The sequence below is a fragment of the Methanosarcina hadiensis genome, assembly GCF_046529725.1.
Lineage (GTDB): Archaea > Halobacteriota > Methanosarcinia > Methanosarcinales > Methanosarcinaceae > Methanosarcina > Methanosarcina hadiensis.
In genome coordinates, this window is record NZ_CP136241.1 from 2,979,670 (window position 1) to 2,997,967 (window position 18,298).

Consider the following 18,298-nt stretch of genomic DNA (forward strand, 5'->3'; position numbering starts at 1 on the left):
TGATAAAAATGCTTGACTATACCCCATGCGAAGAAATAACCAGAGAAGCAGCAACCATCAACCCTGCAAAAATCTGCCAGCCAATAGGAGCAGTCTATGCAGCTCTTGGCGTACACAACTGCATGCCGCACAGTCACGGGTCTCAGGGATGCCTCTCCTACCTGCGTATGTGCTTAAGCAGACACTACAGGGAAGCTGCACTGGCAACTACCAGCAGTTTCTCTGAAGGAACCGCAGTCTTCGGAGGCGCTGCAAACCTTAAGGAAGCACTTGTAAACATGACTTCAATCTACAAACCCGAAGTAATTGCCATTCACACTACCTGCGTAGCCGAAACCATAGGAGACGACTTAGGAGTCATCTTGGAAGACGTAAGTGCTGAAGAACTCATAGACCCATCAATCAAGATCTGCGCAGCTTCAACTCCGAGTTACGTTGGCACCCACATAACCGGCTATGACAACATGGTAAAGTCCTTTGTGACCACCTTTGCCAGAAAAACCAAGCCGAACGGAAAACTCAACCTTATTCCCGGTTTTGTGGAACCCGGTGATATTCGGGAAATGAAGCGCATACTCTCAATCATGGGAATCCCGAACATTGTCTTCCCGGACACGACCGACGTCTTTGACGCACCCCTTACCGGAGAGCCGGGCATGTACCCGAAAGGCGGGACTCCCATAGGAGATATAGAAGATTCCGCAAACTCCCTCGGAACTATAGCCCTCTGCAGAATGGCAGGAGGCGCAGCAGCAAAAATCCTGGAAAGCAAGTTTAAGGTTCCGGCAAAGATAGGACCCACCCCTATAGGGATAAGGAACACTGACCGCTTCATTATGAACGCGGCAAAGCTTGCCAATGTAGCAATTCCTCCGGAACTCGAGGATGAACGAGGCAGGCTGGTAGATATGATGACCGATGCCCACCCTCATTACCATGCGAAAAAGGCTGCCATATATGGAGACCCGGACATAATTTCAGGGCTTACGAGCCTTGTGCTGGAAATGGGCATGGAGCCGAGTGTGGTGCTTACAGGCACTCAGAGCTCTGAATTTGAAAAAGAAGTAGAAGGACTCATAGGTTCCGAGTACCCGGACGCCGATATCATTTCGGGAGGGGACCTCTTCATGCTCCACCAGATCATAAAGCGAAAGCCCGTGGACCTCCTAATCGGCAATACATACGGGAAATTCATTTCAAGGGCAGAGGATGTGCCCCTTGTGAGGGTAGGCTTCCCCATTATGGACCGGGCCAATCTGCACTATTTCCCAATCATGGGGTACGCCGGAGCTGCACGACTGGTGGAGCGCATAGGAAATACCCTGCTCGACAGGAAAGACAGGGACGCGCCAGACTGGCTGCTTGAAACCATCCAGTAAGGAGTTGCTTAAACAAAAGTGACTGATTCCCCAAAAATAAAAAGTTTGGAAAAAAGAAATTTAATTTTAAAAATCAAAGCTGGGAATTAAAACCGAGAACTTAAAAACGGGAGAAGTGGAAAACCGCCGCTGCAGTTCTGAAGGCAGATAAAAATCTGAAAACAGAAGCAGAGGGGAGTGAAAGAGATGATTGAGAAAACCGGGATAGTGGATACTCTCGAAGAAAGGCAACCATACATTACCAGAAAGCAGGAAAGGGGGCAGGTAATCCCTCTCGCCTGTGACAATAACTCCCTTGCGGGAGCCATAAGCCAGAGGGCCTGTGTTTATTCCGGAGCCAGGGTTGTCTTAAACCCCGTAACCGATGCCGTCCATCTGGTCCACGGCCCTATAGGCTGTGCAGGCTATACCTGGGATATCCGGGGCGCAAAGTCCAGCGGGGTGGAAACGAACCGCACCAGTTTCAGCACGGACATGAAAGAGATCGATGTGGTCTTTGGAGGGGAGAAAAAACTCTCCAGTGCCATTGACGAGCTTGCAGGGCTCTACCGCCCCCCGGTCGTTTTCGTGTATTCCACATGCATTGTGGGAATCATCGGAGATGACCTCGAGTCGGTCTGCAAAACAGCAAGCAAGAAGCACGATATCCCGGTAATCCCTGTAAAGTCCGAAGGTTTCAAGGGCAACAAGTCCGACGGATACAAGGCTGCCTGCGATGCCTTAAAAAAGCTGATCAAAAGGCCTGAAAACGGAGTTGTGAAAAAGGAACTAGAAGTGAAAACTGAATTCAGGAAACCAGAAATCAAAAAGCCGAAAATCAATATTCTCGGTGATTTCAATGTGGCAGGAGACGTCTGGTTAATCAAACCACTCCTTGAGCAGATGGGAGTTGAGGTTATCGTCTTCATGACTGGAGATTCAACTGCAAAATCAATTTCAAGGGCCGCGGAAGCAGACCTTAACCTCGTCCAGTGCAGCGGATCCATGACCTATCTTGCAAAATGGATGCAGAAAGAGTATGGAATTCCATATCAAACTGTAAGTTTCTTCGGAATTGAAGATATTTCGATAGCTCTCAGGAAAACGGCGGAATACTTCGGCTCGGAAGAGATGAAAAAGATAGCAGAAAAGATCCTTGAAGCCGAAACGAACCGGATAATGCCTGAAATTTCCCGGATCCGGGAGAGAGTCAGAGGGAAAAAGGCAGCCATCTACATGGGAGGCCCTGCAAAAGCCCTCACGCTCATCAAAGGCTTTGCAGAACTCGGTATGGAGGTGGTTATCATCGGGACCCAGACCGGGAAAAAAGAAGACTACGAGCAGATCAGCTATTCGGTCAGGGACGGGACTGTCATTGTAGACGATGCGAACCCCCTGGAACTTGCAGACCTGCTTGTGAAACAGAAAGCTGACCTGATGGTTGCAGGCGTAAAAGAGAGGTTTATCGCATATAAGCTTGGAGTTGCCTTCTGTGACTTCAACCACGACAGGGTAGTGGAATTCGAAGGCTTTAACGGCTTTGTAAATTTCGCAAAGGAAGTGGATGCGTCCATTAACAGCCCTGTCTGGAAAGCTGTCAGGCAGAAGACCCTTAAACCCGAATGCTCGGAGCCAGAAAAAGCCACGGTAGAATTGAGACAGGAAGAAAACAGGGTTGAAGGAAAGATTTCCGAAAAGCCGCATGTAAAGAAATGTAAAGGTCTATCCATGAAACCGGAGTTTTTACGCTCCAGGTCAGATGCTGCAGTTGAGAGCCAGGTATGAGGAGGCAATGAGTTGACTGTAAGAAACTATGCAACCGTGAACCCCTGCGTTATGTGCCAGCCAATGGGAAGTGCCCTTGCCTTTAAGGGAATCGAAAATACCATGGTACTCTACCACGGCTCCCAGGGCTGCAGCACCTATATGCGCCTTCATCTTGCCCACCACTTCAGGGAGCCCGTAGATATTGCCTCGAGCTCCCTCAGTGAAAAAGGGGCTGTCTACGGAGGCAGGGAAAACCTGAAAAAAGGGCTGAGAAACGTCATCAAGAGGTACAACCCGAAAGTGATAGGTGTCGCCACTACCTGCCTTGCCGAAACAATAGGGGACGACGTTCCTGCGATTATAAGGGAATTTAAAGAGGAAGAAGGGATCGGAGACGACCCTCAAAAAGATATCATAATCATTCCGGTTTCAACTCCCAGCTATGGAGAGAGCCATGTCAGCGGATATATAAAAGCCATTGATGCCGTTGTTAGAAAACTTACGGAAAAACCTGAGGCTCAGGAAAAACCGAACATCCCGGAAAGCATAGAGCTCATAAGTTACATGGAAAGCATGGAAATTATGGGATATACGGAAATCCTGGAAAAAGAAAAAGCGAAAGAAAGAATCCGGGAAGAAAAAAGTCAGGAAATGGAAGAAAAAACTGATTCGACAGAAGCCGCAAAAGAAGCTTCAAATGGCAGACTCAACCTTATTCCGGTTGAGAGCATTTCCCCGGCTGATGTAAGGGAACTAAAAGAAATCCTTGCAGAGACCGCAGGGAGTTTCATCTTCCTTCCGGACATTTCCGAGACCTTTGATGCGCCCCTGAGAGAAGAGCTTCCCAGAATAGCAGCCGGAGGCACTCCGCTTTCTGAAATAAAAGATATGCCTGACAGCAGGGCAAGCCTCGGCCTGGGTGTTGTCAGCACGAACCTGGCTGTGGGATATCTTGAAGCTTCGCATGGGGTTCCCGGACACAATGTCCCAATTCCCATAGGGCTCTCAAACACCGACCTTCTCTTTACTAAACTTGTCAGAATACTGGGCTGTCCTGTCCCCGATAAATACCAGAAAGAAAGGGGAAGGCTCCTCGATGCTATGGTTGACGTGCATAAATACCTCTATGGGGTAAAGTCAGCGGTCTACGGAGACCCGGACACCGTATTTAGCCTTACCACTTTTATGCTTGAGCTCGGGATGAACCCAGTTCTGGTGGCAACCGGAAGCAAAAGCCGGGACTTTGAAACGAAAATCAGGCAGGTATTTAAAGAGATAAGGCCGGAACTGGAACCTGTAATCTTTGACGGAATTGACTTTGACAGCCTCAATGATGCGGTAAGGGAATACAGCCCTGAAATCCTGATAGGGAACTCAAATGGGAGATATATTGCGAAATCACGCGGCATTCCCCTTGTAAGGGTCGGACTGCCAGTCCACGACAGGGTAGGCGCACAGCGAATCCTAACTGTCGGATACAGGGGAGCCCTTGAACTGCTGGACAGGGTCACCAATGCCATCCTTGAAGCTACTGATAATTTCACTGCACCTGTACAGGTTGAACCGTCTGCACATGCAGGCGAGAGAGCAGGAAACGGCTGCATAGAGGGAGCTCAATGAGTGAAAGTAAAGCAAAAAAACTGGTATTTCCCTCTCTTGCTGCAATCATCTGCCTTGCAATACTTGCCTTCGTTGCAGGCTCACCTGTACCAGGGGAAGAGAAGCCGACCACCATTACTGTTTCTGCTGCTTCAAGCCTTACTGAGGCTTTCACTGACATTGCCGCAGAGTTTGAAGCCGACCATCCCGGCACAAAGGTTGAATTGAACCTTGCAGGTTCGGGAACGCTTCGAACACAAATAGAATCAGGCGCACCTGTTGATGTGTTCGCCTCGGCTTCAGAAAGCGATATGGACCTCCTCTATGAAAAAGGCCTGATAGAAGAAAACTCAAGAAAAGACTTTGCAGCAAATAGCCTCGTAATGGTTGTGCCTCAGAAAAATGGCTCCAGAGTCCCGAAGACCTTAGAAGATCTGGCTGAAGGCGGCATAGGAAAAATCGCAATAGGAAACCCTGAAACTGCGCCTGTTGGAAAATATACAAAACAGGCGTTTGAAACATCAGGAGTATGGGATGAAGTTGAAAGTAAAGTCATCTTCTCAGACACTGTGAAGCAGGTGCTGACTTATGTAGAAACCGGAGAGGTCGATGCAGGTTTCGTATACGAGACTGATGCTGAAAGCGGGAACAAAGATCTGTATAAAATAGCATTTACAGTCCAGATTAATGAACCTATTTCTTACCCAATAGCAGTAATAAAGGGCTCCGCGAACAAGGAAGAAGCTCAAAAGTTTGTTAATTTCGTTACCGGAACCAGAGGACAGGAAATCCTGGCAGAATATGGTTTTGAAAAGCCGTAAACACAGGAACAGGAAGATAAGAACCATTAGCTGAAAAACTCTGAAAAGGATGAAATTCAGACACCGGGAATAGAACCTGAAAATTGGAAAGGGATTTAATGGAAATGCTTAAGGTAGTTATGAGCCCGCTAATGCTTACTCTTAAAATTGCTGCAGTTTCAACTTTCTTTGTGGCATTTCTGGGGATTATAATCGCCTACGTGCTGGCAAAAAAAGATTTTGCCGGAAAATGGCTGGCTGACGTGCTCGTAACTCTTCCCCTGGTTCTGCCTCCAACCGTAACAGGTTATATCCTGGTGATCCTGCTTGGAAAAAACGGGGTCCTTGGGAGTGTCCTCATAAAGCTCACGGGAAGCGGGATACTTTTTACCTGGCAGGCGGCTGCTATTGCAGCTTTTGTTGTATCCTTGCCCCTGATGATAAAGACGGCTTCGTCTTCCATAGGAGCAGTGGACAGGAGTGTAGAAGAGGTTGCCTGTATCCTTGGCAGGAGTGAACTGGAAACTGCTCTCTTCATAACCCTTCCGATTGCAAAAAAAGGCATTATCGCAGGCTGCATCCTGAGCTTTGCAAGGGCAGCAGGAGAATTCGGAGCAACCCTTATGGTTGCAGGGAATATTCCGGGAAAGACAGGCACAATGCCACTTTCTATCTACGGGGCATACCAGACCGGAAACAATGAGCTTGCGAACCTGCTGGTAGCTATCCTGGTGATAGTTTCCCTCGGTACGATTGCAGTTACTAGCAGGTTGGGCGAACGGTAAAAACAGACAGAAGAATAAGAAACGAGATCGGGAACGAGAATAGAAATGTGAGTATGGTAAAACAGGGTGAGATCAGGAATGACTGTCGAAGTTGACATTGAAAAGGAATTCTACGGAAGGAAAAACAGGAAAAAAAGAGGAGAAAACCCCAGCTTTTCAATGAACTGCAGCTTCGATGCAGACTCCAATTTCTCAGTCCTTTTCGGCTGCTCAGGTTCGGGAAAAACTACGGCTCTCCGCTGCATTGCAGGGCTGGAAACCCCGGATGCAGGGACTATAAAGATAAACGGCACCGTGTACTTTGACAGCAGGAAAAGAATAAACCTGCCTCCCCAGAAACGAAAAATCGGGTACATGTTTCAGGAAAATGCTCTCTTCCCTCACATGAATGTCCGGCAGAACATCGAGTTCGGATTAAAAGGCCTGAGCCCCGTGGAAAAGAAAAAAAGAGTGAACGAGATGCTGGGCCTTATGGGAATCGAAGAGCTTGAGTTTGCATATCCTGATAAACTCTCAGGAGGACAGAAACAGAAAGTTGCTCTTGGCCGCTCCCTTGCGCCCGATCCGGATGTCCTGCTCCTGGATGAGCCATTCTCATCCCTGGATACCGTTGTCCGCATGAAGCTGAGAAAAGAGCTGCATACGATCCAGAAAAGGCTTGGAATTCCTGTAATCTTCGTTACTCACGATCCTGTAGAAGCCTTTACCATGGCTGACAGGATGGTAGTCTTTGACGGCGGCAAAGTGCAGCAGATAGGGTCTCCAGAAGACATATTTTATCACCCGAAAACCCGTTATGTTGCTGAACTTGTGGGCTTCTCAAACCTCTTTGATGATGCTGTGGTAGAAGGTCACGGGCAGGGAGCTGAGTGTACCTTCCTGTGGTCTCTCGGAACAGAGATTACCGCCCCTTATATAGAACGCATGGCAGGAGACAGGGTTAGCTGGGGCATCAGGCCTGAAAGTATCGAGCTTGTGGATAAGAAAAATATGCAGGTCATCCGCCATGAGGACAGGAAAAACCTGTTCGACGGGACAATAATGAACGTGGTGAACAAAGGTACCAGCCGAATTATGTCTTTAATACTTAAAGAGAGCGAAGATGTCCTGAAAGTAGAGATTACAAACCATGTTTTTGACTCATTAAAAATAAAGGCAGGAGACGAATGCATGGTCAGACTAAGGGCTTCGGACATGATTGTTTTCTAACCCGAGTTCCGTCTCGGGAGGACGGGGTCCTTTTCGCTCGCTTTGCTCGCTCAAGAGGACTAATTTTTGGGCATTTATTACCAGGCTGAGCTCAAGAGGACTAATCTACGGTATAATGAATTAAAAAAGAAATTACCCAGACAGACAAACTGCCCAGGGGTAATTTCTTTCGTATCAACCTTTCAGGTAGTCTGGTTCAGATCCTCTATGTAGGTTCCCGCCCCCAGCCACCATGTATCGTCGACACTCTGGACGTAGCTCATTTTTGGTTCAAGGGTCATATTGCGGGCAGGGTTGTAATAGTGGTAGAAAAGATACCCTCCTCCTTGCTGAGCCAGAAAGATCTCGACTTTCGTATAATTCACTCCGTAGGGATCCTGGAGCCCTGAAAGGTCAGTTCCGATCAGCTGAGGCTGATAGGGGAGCGCCAGGGTCGTTCCGTTATAATCGAAAGCATAGATATAGAGGTTGCCGCGGACGAAAGTCCCATTCTGATCATTGAATTCCGCAATTGCAGCATCCTTTCCGCTTGTATTGGCATACGAAATTGCTTCCCCGACAAAAGATTTCAGGCTATTTCTTACCTGGGGATCTGTTCCCACACTTACTATCGACGAATTCTCCGGCGGATTGTAAATGCCAGCCCCTATGATCCAGTCATTGTCTACCATCATCACGTAGCTGAGTTTTTGTTTGACAGTGAAGTTATCTGCAGGGTCCTCATAGAGATACTGGACAAAGCCTCCACCTGACTGCGCGGTGGCGATCAGGTCCTGGATAAACAGTGTGCCATTAGCATCCGTGAGATTCCACCGGTTAGTCCCGATAATCTCGGGCTGGAAGGGCAGAGCCAGTGTATTGCCTTTCGTATCGTATGCGAAGATATAGAGTTCACCGTCAACAAATTTACCGGTCTGGTTGTTGAACTCACGAAGAGCAGTTTCCTGTCCGTTTACATGCGCATATTCAAAGGCTTTCTCGACGAATGCTACGAGTTCCTCGGGAGATGCAGTAGAATTGTTGGCAGGCGCTTCTTCTGATTCATTCTTGCAGTCCTTGTAATTACCACTGCATACAATGTAGGAGTTCCCGTCGCTTCCCTGAGTTAACCGATAGTAGGTGGTTTTATAGTACAGGTTCGTCTGGACAGGATGCATATAGACATAATCCACCCAGCCGGTCCTGTTACTCAATGCCCCTTCTAGAATTTCATCGTGGAACGGATTGCCGGCAACATCTGCTTTTCCTGTCATATTCTTTCCGACAAGCTGAATGTTGTCTGCATGAGCAACGACGGTCATATTCGTATCGTACACAAAGGAATAGAGGCCTGGATCCTCAGAGTCCCGATAAGGGGTTTCGCCTACATTGATACGCCGGAACGTGCCGGAAGCATCCTTTTCGATTGCTGCGGCGGTTGTGTTTACAAGCTCTATTACAGCGTTATCAGAGAATGTTTGCTGGGTGCATCCGACGCCCAGATTCCGGTAAATTATCCGCTCATAATCACTGACTCCCTGCTCGTCTTTTTGATACTTCACCGTCTCAATAGCCTGCTCAAAGGCACTGACCAGAGTATCAGGCACGTCTTTGCTGAAAATATAATAGAAGTCGTTCTCACTCAGAGTATATACGATCTCATAGGCATTGGGATCTCCCGAACTCTGTAACATCTGGTGCCGCCCTGCAAGGTCTCCGGTTGCCCAGAGATCGATCTCGCCTTCATCCAGCATCTGGAGGAGATCCTCGGGTGTTTCGCCATTGACAATCTGCGATTCATTCATACCCTGGCTGGCGAGAAGGTCATTTTCGATAGAAGCCTGCACCGCACCTATCCGGTATTGATTAAGATCTTCTGCAGAGGATATTCTAATTTTACTGTTTATCGGTGCATAAAGGACAAAGCTGGCTCTGGTAAAAGGTCCTGCCCACTTATAGAGGGGTTCACGTTCCGGCGTGCGGACGATAGAGAAAAGAACCGTACTGGTATTGTTCTGTGCGGTCTGGAAACCTTTGGCTAGAGGGACAATGCGGACATCTGGTTGTGAGCTGTTCACGCCTACATTCTTGAAAATAGACTCGAGCAACTCGACAGAGATGCCTTTGACACTTCCATCCTCCTGGTAATTGAATGGAGCCCATTCTTCAGTCAGGTAATTAAGCTGGGCAAGGCCGATCGATGGGATATATTGCCCAAGGATCCTATCATATGTACTGATTCCTGCTGCATCTTTCTCCTGTTTAAGGGCATCGAGTGCCTGCTGGAAGGATTTAATGACTGAATCAGAAGTATTTATATTGAAGGCATAATAAAGATCCTGGGTCTCTAATTGGTACACAACCGTGTAGGAATAATAGTTCCCGGTTACCTGTTCAGCGAAGTACCTTCCTGCTTCCTCAGGACACGCCCAGAGATCTATCTCATCATTCTCGAGTGCGGCGATGTTTGCAGATACGTTGCTTTTGGGCACGATCTGGCTCTGGTTCACCCCGATATCGAGCAGTTGCTGAGCCGCTGCATCATCCGTGAGAACTCCAATCCGGTATTCCTTAAGATCTTCAGGGCCATCTATTTTACTTCCCAGGTCTCTTTTGGCAAACAGAACGTACCTATCGGAGTAAATAGGCCCTACCCACTTGAAGGACTGCTCCCGTTCTGGAGTTTTTGCTGTGGCGAAGAGAACCGTATTATTCCTGGTGAGAACATTCTGATATCCCTCAGTCCAGGGAACCAGATTTATCTCTTCCCTGGTCACCTTTTTCCCCACCTTTTCTGTAATCGCTTCAAGGAGATCAACAGAAACGCCTTTTAGCGTGCCATTCTCCATGTAATTATAAGGCGGCAGCTGTTCTGTGTAGCATGTCAGGTTAGCCAATATAGTGTTATCGTCAATGTCTGCAGATGCAGCTTCACATCCCGAAGTGGATCCAGCGGCTGGAGATATGGCTCCAAAAAATACCGCAATAAGAATAAAGCACGTGTACCATACCGATTGCGACATAATAGGAGTCTACTGATCAGCATATAAGTAAATACTGAATGCATCTCACCAATTTTCAAAAGAAAGCGTTTTGAAAGAGCATACTGGAGAATTGGAGCAAAAATAGCTCAAGTATTATTTACCTTCAATCAGGGTAGAAGTGGATAAACTTTTGAATAGATGGAAAAATGGAGCACATAATCGTTGCAGTTATTTTTTGATATTTAATCCCAAAAAAAATGAAGCTTCTTTTCACTTGAAGCTTCAAGCGGATTGAAAGATGATAAGAATAGATTAATTTATCTTACGGTTTTTCCGAAATTCCTTACAGAAGATAATTTGCTTCTTCTTTTTTTACTCTTAATTTTCCAAAGAAATGACAAAAGCACAAGGAAAAAATACTGCATGATTTAGTTGAGGAAAATAAACAGAGCCAGAGTAAGCCTACTTTCCAAGAAAATATAGATCATATAGATATATATAATATGCAGTAAAATTTTGAATATTTCTTTCAATTAATATTCTGATCAGAATATTTATAGTTGCTGGAAAATAATAATGGAAGAGGTAAAAACATGAAAACGAGTCTTTTATCTATTATAATGATGCTGGTTTCTGTCGCAATAATGGTGGTGCCAGTAAGTGCAGAAGAAGTGGCCATAGATTTCGATGGTGACGGTTTGAGCGCTGGCCAGAGCATAGGTAATGCTTATGCAGATCTTGGAGTGACATTTGTAGGAGCAAAGGTTGTTTCTACTGGTAATGGAAACTTAGGATTTTCCCCCGTAGGCGATGCCTGTACAATTAATTTTTCCCCCCATGTAACTTCAGTTTCTATAGATTTCAAGGATGACGCTGCGATAGGTCATATGGATGGGTTTCTAGTAAATGGAAAAAGAATATCTGATTCTAAATGTACTATCTTTTGGATAGAGAGAACATTACATATTGAGAGCAGTACTCAAAATCCCATAATGAATGTTCAATTATCCGGGGATGAGTTGTTTCCTTGTACGAGAATAAAATTCGATAATCTGAGCTATAATCAGATTCCTGAATTCCCCACTGTTGCACTTCCAGTAGCTGCTGTACTTGGTTTGATATTTGTGTTCCAGAGAAGAAAAGAATAAATTTTAAAGGAATTGTTACCGAAGTAGATTTTTATTTTGATAACTGCTGTTAAGATGGATTGAAAGAAAATAAGACTTCTTTAATGCGCCTGACAATCTTTCAATCCATATTTAGAATCATTCTTCTCAATATTCAATATTATTCCGTTTTCACGGCTTTCAAAATAACCGCTCCGTCCATATTTTCCGTCTCCACATAAAAACCCACATCCTCAAAAAGCTCTTTCCATTCAGCTTCCGAAAGTTGGGGCCCGTGATGGTGCTGGTGTGCTAGCGGCTCAACTGCAGTTAACGATCCGCCCTTTTTCAACACTCTCTTTATTTCGAAAAGCGCGAACTTAATATCTTCTAAATGGTGGAGCATGAGAAAACAGGTTGCAGCGTCCACAGAATCCCTTTCAAAAGGAAGAGCATAGGCACTTCCGGTCCTGAACTTTAAATTAGGTATCCCAAGAACTTCTGCATTCATCTCTGCCTGGCCTGTTAGGGAATCATGAAGGTCAATGCCGTAAACCTGTGAATCCGGATTATTTTTTGCAATCTCCATTGTGAGGTTTCCGAAGCCACTACCGATATCAAGGATGGTCTCTCCTTTTATCCCGGGAAGCACGGAAGGGATCACCTTACCCCTTACACTGGCCATGCGGTCTTCAGGAAATCTGGCTTTTTTTGCTTTTCCTGCATCTATCGAAGTAAAAGGCAGGATCGAATAGACCTTTGAGCCGTCAATCGCCATCAAGCCACGCACGTAAGCACTACCAGCCTCAGCTGTAATCAATTCCACAATGGAAACTCCGACATCCCTGCAAAAGCGCAGGTTCCACTCCTCCCTGTTTTCATGAAACTTAAAATTCAGAGGGGTATGCACTACAATATAATGCGAATAGTCAGGGCTAAAATATGATGATACGGATTCAGGTTCGTTCAGACGGATTTCACTTATACTGTCCCTGAAAAGGGAGAGAATTTGAAGAGAAGTCTCGTCTGCCTCGTTTCTTATGCTTCCGATTTCTCCAAACATATGCTGAATTTGGTTTCAGGGAATAAAAGTTCTCGTACTGAAGCTATGGAAAAAGGTGATTTGACTTCAAATCCGCCAAAACGAGCCTATTTTCGAACAATTCGGCATTTTCTGCCTAATACTGTATAAAAATTTCTCGCATATGTAGATAATATTAAATAGTTTAGAGTAGGATACAGGATACCGATTGGTGGTCCTGATGAAATACATAATTGCGATGATAAGGCCAGAAAGGCTTGATGCGGTCAAAAGAGAGCTTCAGAAAATTGAAGTAAACAGATTGACAGTATCATCCGTCTCAGGCTATGGCGCTCAAAAAGGGTATCTGGAAATCTATAGAGCGATGGAGTATGATGCAAACTTACTTGAAAAAATCAAGATTGAAATCGCGGTAAATGATGAATTCCTGGAGCCAACAATTGAGGCAATAAAAACAGGAGCAAGAGGCATTGACGGTTACGTCGGAAGCGGAAAGATCTTTGTGCTTCCGCTTGAGAACGTGATAAGGATCCGTACGAACGAAACCGGACCTGAGGCAATTTGAGGTGATGAAGATGGCTATAAACGGAGCAGACACTGTATGGGTATTACTTTCATCAGCATTGGTATTGTTAATGGTTCCCGCACTGGCATTGTTCTACGGAGGACTTGTCCAGCGTAAAAATGTACTGAGCAGCATGATGCATTCATTTGTTGCAATGGGCGTCCTGGCCCTCGAATGGGTATTAATAGGCTACTCCCTTGCCTTTTCGGAAGGCAACTGGTTTGTGGGCGGCCTTGAAAATGCACTCCTGAAGGGAATAGATCTTTATTCCGTAACAGGTACGATTCCAACCTATGCATTTATTGCATTTCAGGGGATGTTCGCAATAATCACTCCGGCACTTATATCCGGTGCCATTGTAGGACGTGTTAAATTCAAATCTTACATTGCATTCATCCTGCTCTGGGGACTCGTTGTCTATGCCCCTGTCTGCCACTGGGTCTGGGGAGGGGGATTCCTCACCGGAGAAGCCCTTGACTTTGCAGGCGGTACCGTTGTCCACATAACTGCAGGCATGTCTTCACTTGCAATACTGGCCTACCTTGGTAAAAGAAGGGGATATGGTGTTGATTCGTTAAAGCCGCATAACGTTACTCTGACATTACTCGGAGCCGGACTCCTCTGGTTCGGGTGGTTCGGATTCAACGCAGGCTCGGCTCTTGCTGCAAACGAAGTCGCAGCCCTTGCATTCATGACGACTCTGGTAGCTCCCGCTGCAGCCGGCTTTGTCTGGATGGCGCTTGAATGGGCACACCTGGGACGTCCTACAGCTCTCGGGTTTGCAACCGGTATCCTTGCAGGGCTTGTAGGAATAACTCCTGCTGCCGGATTTGTCACGCCAGTAGCAGCAATAGCTATAGGTTCGGTTGCAAGCTTCATATGTTACCAGGCTGTGATGTTCAAAAACAGGTTAGGATACGATGACTCGCTTGATGCATTCGGAGTCCACGGAGTAGGCGGAATAGTTGGTGCGATATTAACCGGAGTATATGCAAGCGTAGGAGGAGAAGGTCTCCTGCTTGGCAATTCCGCTCAGTTAATGATTCAGCTTCAAGGCGTAATTATAACCATTGTATACGCAATGGCCTGCACCTTGCTTATCGGATTCGTACTCAACAGGACTATTGGACTGAAAGTTACTGAAAGCGAGGAAATCATCGGGCTTGACAAAACTCAGCACGGTGAAGCAGCATATAACATTTGATTAACATTTAATTATGGGTGGGTCTTCACCCATTCTTTCTAATTTATTTTCTCTTTTTTGCATTCCTGAAATCAGGATCTGGTAAGGAAACATGCAGCATCAAATCCAATATCAGGCCTGAGTCAGGATCGTATCAATCTTTTTTGATATTGGTCTTTCTGGTTTTTAATAAGTGAATCCCAAATGAATAAGAAGAAGCAAACTTCATTATTTAGAAAAAATTTGCTGATAGCTTTAAGCGTCAGGAAAAATGGGATTTAACTGAGGATTCTGGAAGGTGCTGGAAATGCCGGGAAACCCAAATGAGATAAAGCTGGTAAATAATGCTATGTCCAATGCTACTCGAAGGAAGATTATGAATTTCCTTGATGAGGGCGACAAAACAGTCGAGGAAATTGGAGCAGCAGCCGGAAAAACAATGCTTGACTTCCATCTCAAGCTTCTGCAGCAGGCAGGCTTGATGGAGCTGAAGGAAGGAACTGCAAGCTTGAGTGAATATGGCAGGAACTTCCTTAAAGGCAAAGAAGAAAAAGACCAGGAGAAAAGTGCAGACCTCTCACAGGCAAAACCCATTGAGATTACAGAAGTCAGGCAACTTTTGCCCTGCATAGCAGATTCTTCAAAGTTCAGGACAATTGCAAATATGGCTCCGCCTCCAGGAGGAGTGCTTAAGGTTATTGAACCGATTTTCCCGAGAGGCAGATACTCGGATAGGATAGGCGCTCTCATTATACAGCAAAATGAGGTCATTACCACCATATACGGAACCGGAAAGGTTACCATGACCATGATCAAAAATGAGGAAGAAGCAAAAAACAGGCTTGAGAACCTGAAGGTCACAATCAATGAAGCTATAGCAAAAGGAGTTGCTCCGGCTCCCAGGGAAAAGGTAAGAGTCGAAGCTATGGAGATCTATAAATACCTGCCCCAGACCAACTGCGGGAAATGCGGTGATCAGAGCTGCTATACCTTTGCAATAAAACTCATGGGAGGAGAAACAAGTCTGGACAAATGCACTCCTATTAAAGAACCGGAGTATGCAACCAATCTAGAACACCTTCAGGTACTGAGTGCGTATATTTAACGGCAGATACCGAGCTGCAGTTATTAAAAAAACACTACTTTAACCAGGAACCCCTAAGGGAAATTAGAGATAATGCTCACTGACAATCCTCTCGCTGACAGTTCTCTCACTAACAGTTCTTATACTTCCGGATTACCGAACATACTATTTTTCCGGCATACAGTCTGTATTCCGGGATTATAAAGGGAGGGGCGGCAGTTAGAGCCTTTGAACAGAATCGCTATAAGGGACTACCTGGCAGAAAGCTTCGGCAGGTTTTAAAAATGTCTGAAAATACTCATGAGACAAAGCTCGTAAACTTTGCTATGGCTAACAATACACGCCGGAAAATAATTAATTTTCTGGAAAACGGTTGTAAAAGCACCGGAGAAATAGGAGTAATAACAGGAGAGGCGGTGCTTGATTTTCACCTCAAGATCTTACAGCAGGCAGGTCTGGTTGAATTAGAAGAAAAAACCGTAAAATTGAGCGAATACGGCAAGAATTTCCTTAAGAATAAAACCGAAAAGGGCAAGGAAGAAACTGCAGACTTTTCTCAGGCAAAGCCAATAGAGATTGCAAGGATCAGACAGGTTTTGCCCTGCATAGCAGATTCATCAAGACTCAGAGTAAGTGCAAATATGACTCCGCCTCTGGGAGGAGTCCTGAAACTCCTTGAACCCCTCTTTACCAGAAGCAGTTATTCGGATCAAAAAGACAGCCTGATAATTCAAAAAGGAGAAATTATCACAACCATTTATGGTAATGGGAAAGTCTCCATCAGGATGATTAAAAATGAGGATGAAGCTAAAGAAGAACTTGAAAGGCTGAAGAGTATTATCAATGAAGCTATCGCAAAAGGTGTAGCTCCGGCTCCCAGGGAAAAGATAAGGGTAGACCTCAAGGAAGTTTACAGATATCTGCCCCAGACTAACTGCGGGAAATGCGGAGAACAGGGGTGCTACAGCTTTGCCATCAAGCTTATGGCAAGACAGGTTTCTCTGGAAAATTGTACTCTTCTCAAAGAATCCAAGTACGCAAGTAATCAGGAGCATCTGCAGGTTCTGGCCAATTATATTTAATCCAGGAAACAAAATAGAATCGGTTAATAAAAAATAATACTATTTAATAAAACATAAATCCGGTTAATAAAATTAGGACTTACGCACTTGAGGATTAGAATCATGATCAATAGACCTTGCAGTTAAATCGTCTATTTAGACAGTTGAAGGTTTAGAGCTGTTGTTTTTCAGTTCAACCGCGTAAGTCCTAAAAATATAATTTGTTCGGAGGCAATTTTGAAGACGCTTACTATAGTGCTTACTGACGGCCCTTATATTTCCGAATACGCTGAAATTGCCTGCAAACTGGCCGAAGAAGCACTTAAAAAATATCAGGTGAACATATTCCTTTACCTGGATGCGGTGCACATCCTCAAAAAAGACCAGAACCCTTCTTTTTTTACCAGTACAGGCAAACTTTTTACAGGACTGGCAGAGAAAGGCGCTATAATCAGGGCGTGTGCACGGTGCGCTGCTGCAAGGGGCTATCTGGCGGAAGAGAATACTTTGAAAGGAAGTAACTGCGAAGACTATCTCCCTGGAACAAAGATTTCCAGCCTTTATGAACTCGCAGAAATGCTAAAAAAGAGTGATAGAGTAATTTCACTGTCAAGGTAAACGCCGAAGAGAGGTTTGAATTATGAAATCAGTTTTCTATCTGCTGGAAAATGCCCCGTACGGCAGTGAGAAAGCTTTCGGGGCATTGAATGCGGCTGCAGTAAGTCTTGCAGGGATGCACGTGACTCTCGGACTTTACGGAGATGGGGTTTATCTTATACTTGCCGGGCAGGAAAGCAAAAAACTTGGAGTACCAAACCTTTCAGATATTCTCTACTCTTATGGTGAGTTAAGAGTAATCGTGCATGAACCTTCTCTGGTTGAGAGAGGCCTTTTTGAAGAAGCCCTGATAGAGACTGCAGAACTTGTTGACGAAGGGGACTTCCTTGAAGAAATGGAAAGCTCGGACTGCGTGATCTTATTTTGAGATAGAGTAAAAAAATAGAGGAAAAAAATAGAGGAAAAAATAGAGGAAAATAGTATGCAAGAAGAATATGATGTATTCCTGCTAACAAAGCCCCCTTTTAGCCCGCGGTCGGAACTTTGCCTCAAACTGGTTGCTCGCTCAGGGAATGCCAGGATTTATCTTGCAGGAGATGGAGTATATCACCTGCTTTCCGGCATACGGGAAATGCCGGGGTTTACAGTTTATGCATGTCAGGAAGATCTTGAGGCTAGAGGTATAAGCGGCAGAGAGAATGTCATAATTCCGGAAAACTTTTATGCCGTACTTATAGAGGATATAATGGAAAACTGTAGACGTGCATACACTTTTTAAATGAAGGTTAGCAGACAATATATCGAAAAACATACTGAAAGGATAGTACTTAATATGGCCGAAAAGCTCCCACCCGAATTTGTTGAGGAACTGGAATGCGTAAGCCGGTTGCATGAGCAGGCAGTTTGTGACCACGAAAAATGCAGGGAGTTTAGCGAACGTTTATCTGCCTTTCTTGTCAGGGTAGAGGATATGAAATATTACAGGACAGCGGACAGGCTGATGAGTATCCTCATAAACTGCAGTCCGAAAGAAGCATCCCACTGCGAAAAAGCGACGCTTGTGGGAGAGATGATGAAGGACATAACAAAAGAGATACGGAAAGAAGCAGGAAAATGAGGACCAGAACGGTACCATTAAGGGCAAGAATTACTTGAGTTTGTTCAAAAACCCTCAGTTTTACTGTGGGAAGTACGGTTAAGATATTATATACAGATAGC

Annotated in this window: 17 protein-coding genes; 15 read left to right on the forward strand and 2 right to left on the reverse strand. The window is 45.3% G+C overall.

Features of this window, described 5'->3' with window-relative positions; all coding sequences use genetic code 11:
* Positions 1-8: 8 nt before the first annotated feature.
* From nifK to RSJ42_RS12730, 6 genes are all read left to right on the forward strand, one after another.
* Positions 9-1,379, forward strand: coding sequence for a nitrogenase molybdenum-iron protein subunit beta (gene nifK, locus RSJ42_RS12705; protein WP_410507648.1), 1,371 nt, complete (start codon positions 9-11; stop codon positions 1,377-1,379).
* Positions 1,380-1,565: 186 nt separating this feature from the next.
* Entirely contained in the window at positions 1,566-3,143 is a 1,578-nt protein-coding gene (nifE, locus tag RSJ42_RS12710) for a nitrogenase iron-molybdenum cofactor biosynthesis protein NifE (protein ID WP_410507649.1), read from the forward strand.
* Positions 3,144-3,155: 12 nt separating this feature from the next.
* Positions 3,156-4,745, forward strand: a complete 1,590-nt coding sequence (locus RSJ42_RS12715) for a nitrogenase component 1 (RefSeq protein ID WP_410507650.1) — start codon at positions 3,156-3,158, stop codon at positions 4,743-4,745.
* The gene (modA, locus tag RSJ42_RS12720) at positions 4,742-5,545 is read left to right on the forward strand and encodes a molybdate ABC transporter substrate-binding protein (RefSeq protein WP_410507651.1); all 804 of its coding nucleotides are present in this window, start codon (positions 4,742-4,744) and stop codon (positions 5,543-5,545) included. Before RSJ42_RS12715 ends, modA begins: the two co-directional genes overlap by 4 nt.
* 98 nt (positions 5,546-5,643) lie before the next feature.
* Positions 5,644-6,309, forward strand: coding sequence for a molybdate ABC transporter permease subunit (gene modB / locus RSJ42_RS12725; RefSeq protein ID WP_410507652.1), 666 nt, complete (start codon positions 5,644-5,646; stop codon positions 6,307-6,309).
* Positions 6,310-6,387: 78 nt separating this feature from the next.
* Complete coding sequence (locus RSJ42_RS12730) at positions 6,388-7,518, forward strand: ABC transporter ATP-binding protein (RefSeq protein ID WP_410507653.1); 1,131 nt, start codon at positions 6,388-6,390, stop codon at positions 7,516-7,518.
* 182 nt (positions 7,519-7,700) lie between these two features.
* Here the strand turns inward: RSJ42_RS12730 and RSJ42_RS12735 are convergent, their stop codons facing one another.
* Positions 7,701-10,520 carry a cache domain-containing protein gene (locus tag RSJ42_RS12735; protein ID WP_410507654.1) on the reverse strand — a complete coding sequence of 940 codons (2,820 nt, stop codon included), beginning with the start codon at positions 10,518-10,520 and terminating at the stop codon, positions 7,701-7,703.
* Between the two features lie 554 nt (positions 10,521-11,074).
* Here RSJ42_RS12735 and RSJ42_RS12740 point away from each other — a divergent pair.
* The gene (locus tag RSJ42_RS12740; protein WP_410507655.1) at positions 11,075-11,629 is read left to right on the forward strand and encodes a PEF-CTERM sorting domain-containing protein; all 555 of its coding nucleotides are present in this window, start codon (positions 11,075-11,077) and stop codon (positions 11,627-11,629) included.
* 139 nt (positions 11,630-11,768) lie between these two features.
* Here RSJ42_RS12740 and RSJ42_RS12745 read toward each other — a convergent pair whose 3' ends face one another.
* Positions 11,769-12,650 (reverse strand): class I SAM-dependent methyltransferase, encoded by an 882-nt coding sequence (locus RSJ42_RS12745; protein WP_410507656.1) that lies wholly within the window; start codon positions 12,648-12,650, stop codon positions 11,769-11,771.
* A gap of 199 nt (positions 12,651-12,849) precedes the next feature.
* Here RSJ42_RS12745 and RSJ42_RS12750 point away from each other — a divergent pair, with 199 nt between their 5' ends.
* From RSJ42_RS12750 to RSJ42_RS12785, 8 genes are all read left to right on the forward strand, one after another.
* Complete coding sequence (locus RSJ42_RS12750; protein ID WP_410507657.1) at positions 12,850-13,194, forward strand: P-II family nitrogen regulator; 345 nt, start codon at positions 12,850-12,852, stop codon at positions 13,192-13,194.
* 10 nt (positions 13,195-13,204) lie between these two features.
* Entirely contained in the window at positions 13,205-14,398 is a 1,194-nt protein-coding gene (locus RSJ42_RS12755; RefSeq protein ID WP_410507658.1) for an ammonium transporter, read from the forward strand.
* A gap of 286 nt (positions 14,399-14,684) precedes the next feature.
* Positions 14,685-15,482 carry a (Fe-S)-binding protein gene (locus RSJ42_RS12760; RefSeq protein ID WP_410507659.1) on the forward strand — a complete coding sequence of 266 codons (798 nt, stop codon included), beginning with the start codon at positions 14,685-14,687 and terminating at the stop codon, positions 15,480-15,482.
* Between the two features lie 263 nt (positions 15,483-15,745).
* Positions 15,746-16,543 carry a (Fe-S)-binding protein gene (locus tag RSJ42_RS12765; RefSeq protein WP_410507660.1) on the forward strand — a complete coding sequence of 266 codons (798 nt, stop codon included), beginning with the start codon at positions 15,746-15,748 and terminating at the stop codon, positions 16,541-16,543.
* A 216-nt stretch (positions 16,544-16,759) separates the two neighbouring features.
* Complete coding sequence (locus tag RSJ42_RS12770; protein WP_410507661.1) at positions 16,760-17,140, forward strand: DsrE/DsrF/TusD sulfur relay family protein; 381 nt, start codon at positions 16,760-16,762, stop codon at positions 17,138-17,140.
* A 22-nt stretch (positions 17,141-17,162) separates the two neighbouring features.
* On the forward strand, positions 17,163-17,507 hold the full coding sequence (locus RSJ42_RS12775) for a DsrE family protein (protein ID WP_410507662.1): 345 nt from the start codon (positions 17,163-17,165) through the stop codon (positions 17,505-17,507).
* A 54-nt stretch (positions 17,508-17,561) separates the two neighbouring features.
* The gene (gene tusB, locus RSJ42_RS12780; protein ID WP_410507663.1) at positions 17,562-17,858 is read left to right on the forward strand and encodes a sulfurtransferase complex subunit TusB; all 297 of its coding nucleotides are present in this window, start codon (positions 17,562-17,564) and stop codon (positions 17,856-17,858) included.
* A complete protein-coding gene (locus RSJ42_RS12785; protein ID WP_410507664.1) occupies positions 17,859-18,197 on the forward strand; it encodes a hypothetical protein in 339 nt (112 codons plus the stop codon). It abuts the gene before it with no gap.
* Positions 18,198-18,298 lie beyond the last annotated feature (101 nt).

What these genes read in the sequence shown, in the direction of transcription:
- RSJ42_RS12785 (WP_410507664.1), top strand. Translation starts at nt 17,859, where the DNA reads ATGAAGGTTAGCAGACAATATATCGAAAAACATACTGAAAGGATAGTA.
- modB (WP_410507652.1), top strand. Translation starts at nt 5,644, where the DNA reads ATGGAAATGCTTAAGGTAGTTATGAGCCCGCTAATGCTTACTCTTAAA.
- nifE (WP_410507649.1), top strand. Translation starts at nt 1,566, where the DNA reads ATGATTGAGAAAACCGGGATAGTGGATACTCTCGAAGAAAGGCAACCA.
- RSJ42_RS12745 (WP_410507656.1), bottom strand. Translation starts at nt 12,650, where the DNA reads ATGTTTGGAGAAATCGGAAGCATAAGAAACGAGGCAGACGAGACTTCT.
- RSJ42_RS12740 (WP_410507655.1), top strand. Translation starts at nt 11,075, where the DNA reads ATGAAAACGAGTCTTTTATCTATTATAATGATGCTGGTTTCTGTCGCA.
- modA (WP_410507651.1), top strand. Translation starts at nt 4,742, where the DNA reads ATGAGTGAAAGTAAAGCAAAAAAACTGGTATTTCCCTCTCTTGCTGCA.
- RSJ42_RS12750 (WP_410507657.1), top strand. Translation starts at nt 12,850, where the DNA reads ATGAAATACATAATTGCGATGATAAGGCCAGAAAGGCTTGATGCGGTC.
- nifK (WP_410507648.1), top strand. Translation starts at nt 9, where the DNA reads ATGCTTGACTATACCCCATGCGAAGAAATAACCAGAGAAGCAGCAACC.
- RSJ42_RS12760 (WP_410507659.1), top strand. Translation starts at nt 14,685, where the DNA reads ATGCCGGGAAACCCAAATGAGATAAAGCTGGTAAATAATGCTATGTCC.
- tusB (WP_410507663.1), top strand. Translation starts at nt 17,562, where the DNA reads ATGCAAGAAGAATATGATGTATTCCTGCTAACAAAGCCCCCTTTTAGC.
- RSJ42_RS12755 (WP_410507658.1), top strand. Translation starts at nt 13,205, where the DNA reads ATGGCTATAAACGGAGCAGACACTGTATGGGTATTACTTTCATCAGCA.
- RSJ42_RS12735 (WP_410507654.1), bottom strand. Translation starts at nt 10,520, where the DNA reads ATGTCGCAATCGGTATGGTACACGTGCTTTATTCTTATTGCGGTATTT.
- RSJ42_RS12730 (WP_410507653.1), top strand. Translation starts at nt 6,388, where the DNA reads ATGACTGTCGAAGTTGACATTGAAAAGGAATTCTACGGAAGGAAAAAC.
- RSJ42_RS12765 (WP_410507660.1), top strand. Translation starts at nt 15,746, where the DNA reads ATGTCTGAAAATACTCATGAGACAAAGCTCGTAAACTTTGCTATGGCT.
- RSJ42_RS12775 (WP_410507662.1), top strand. Translation starts at nt 17,163, where the DNA reads ATGAAATCAGTTTTCTATCTGCTGGAAAATGCCCCGTACGGCAGTGAG.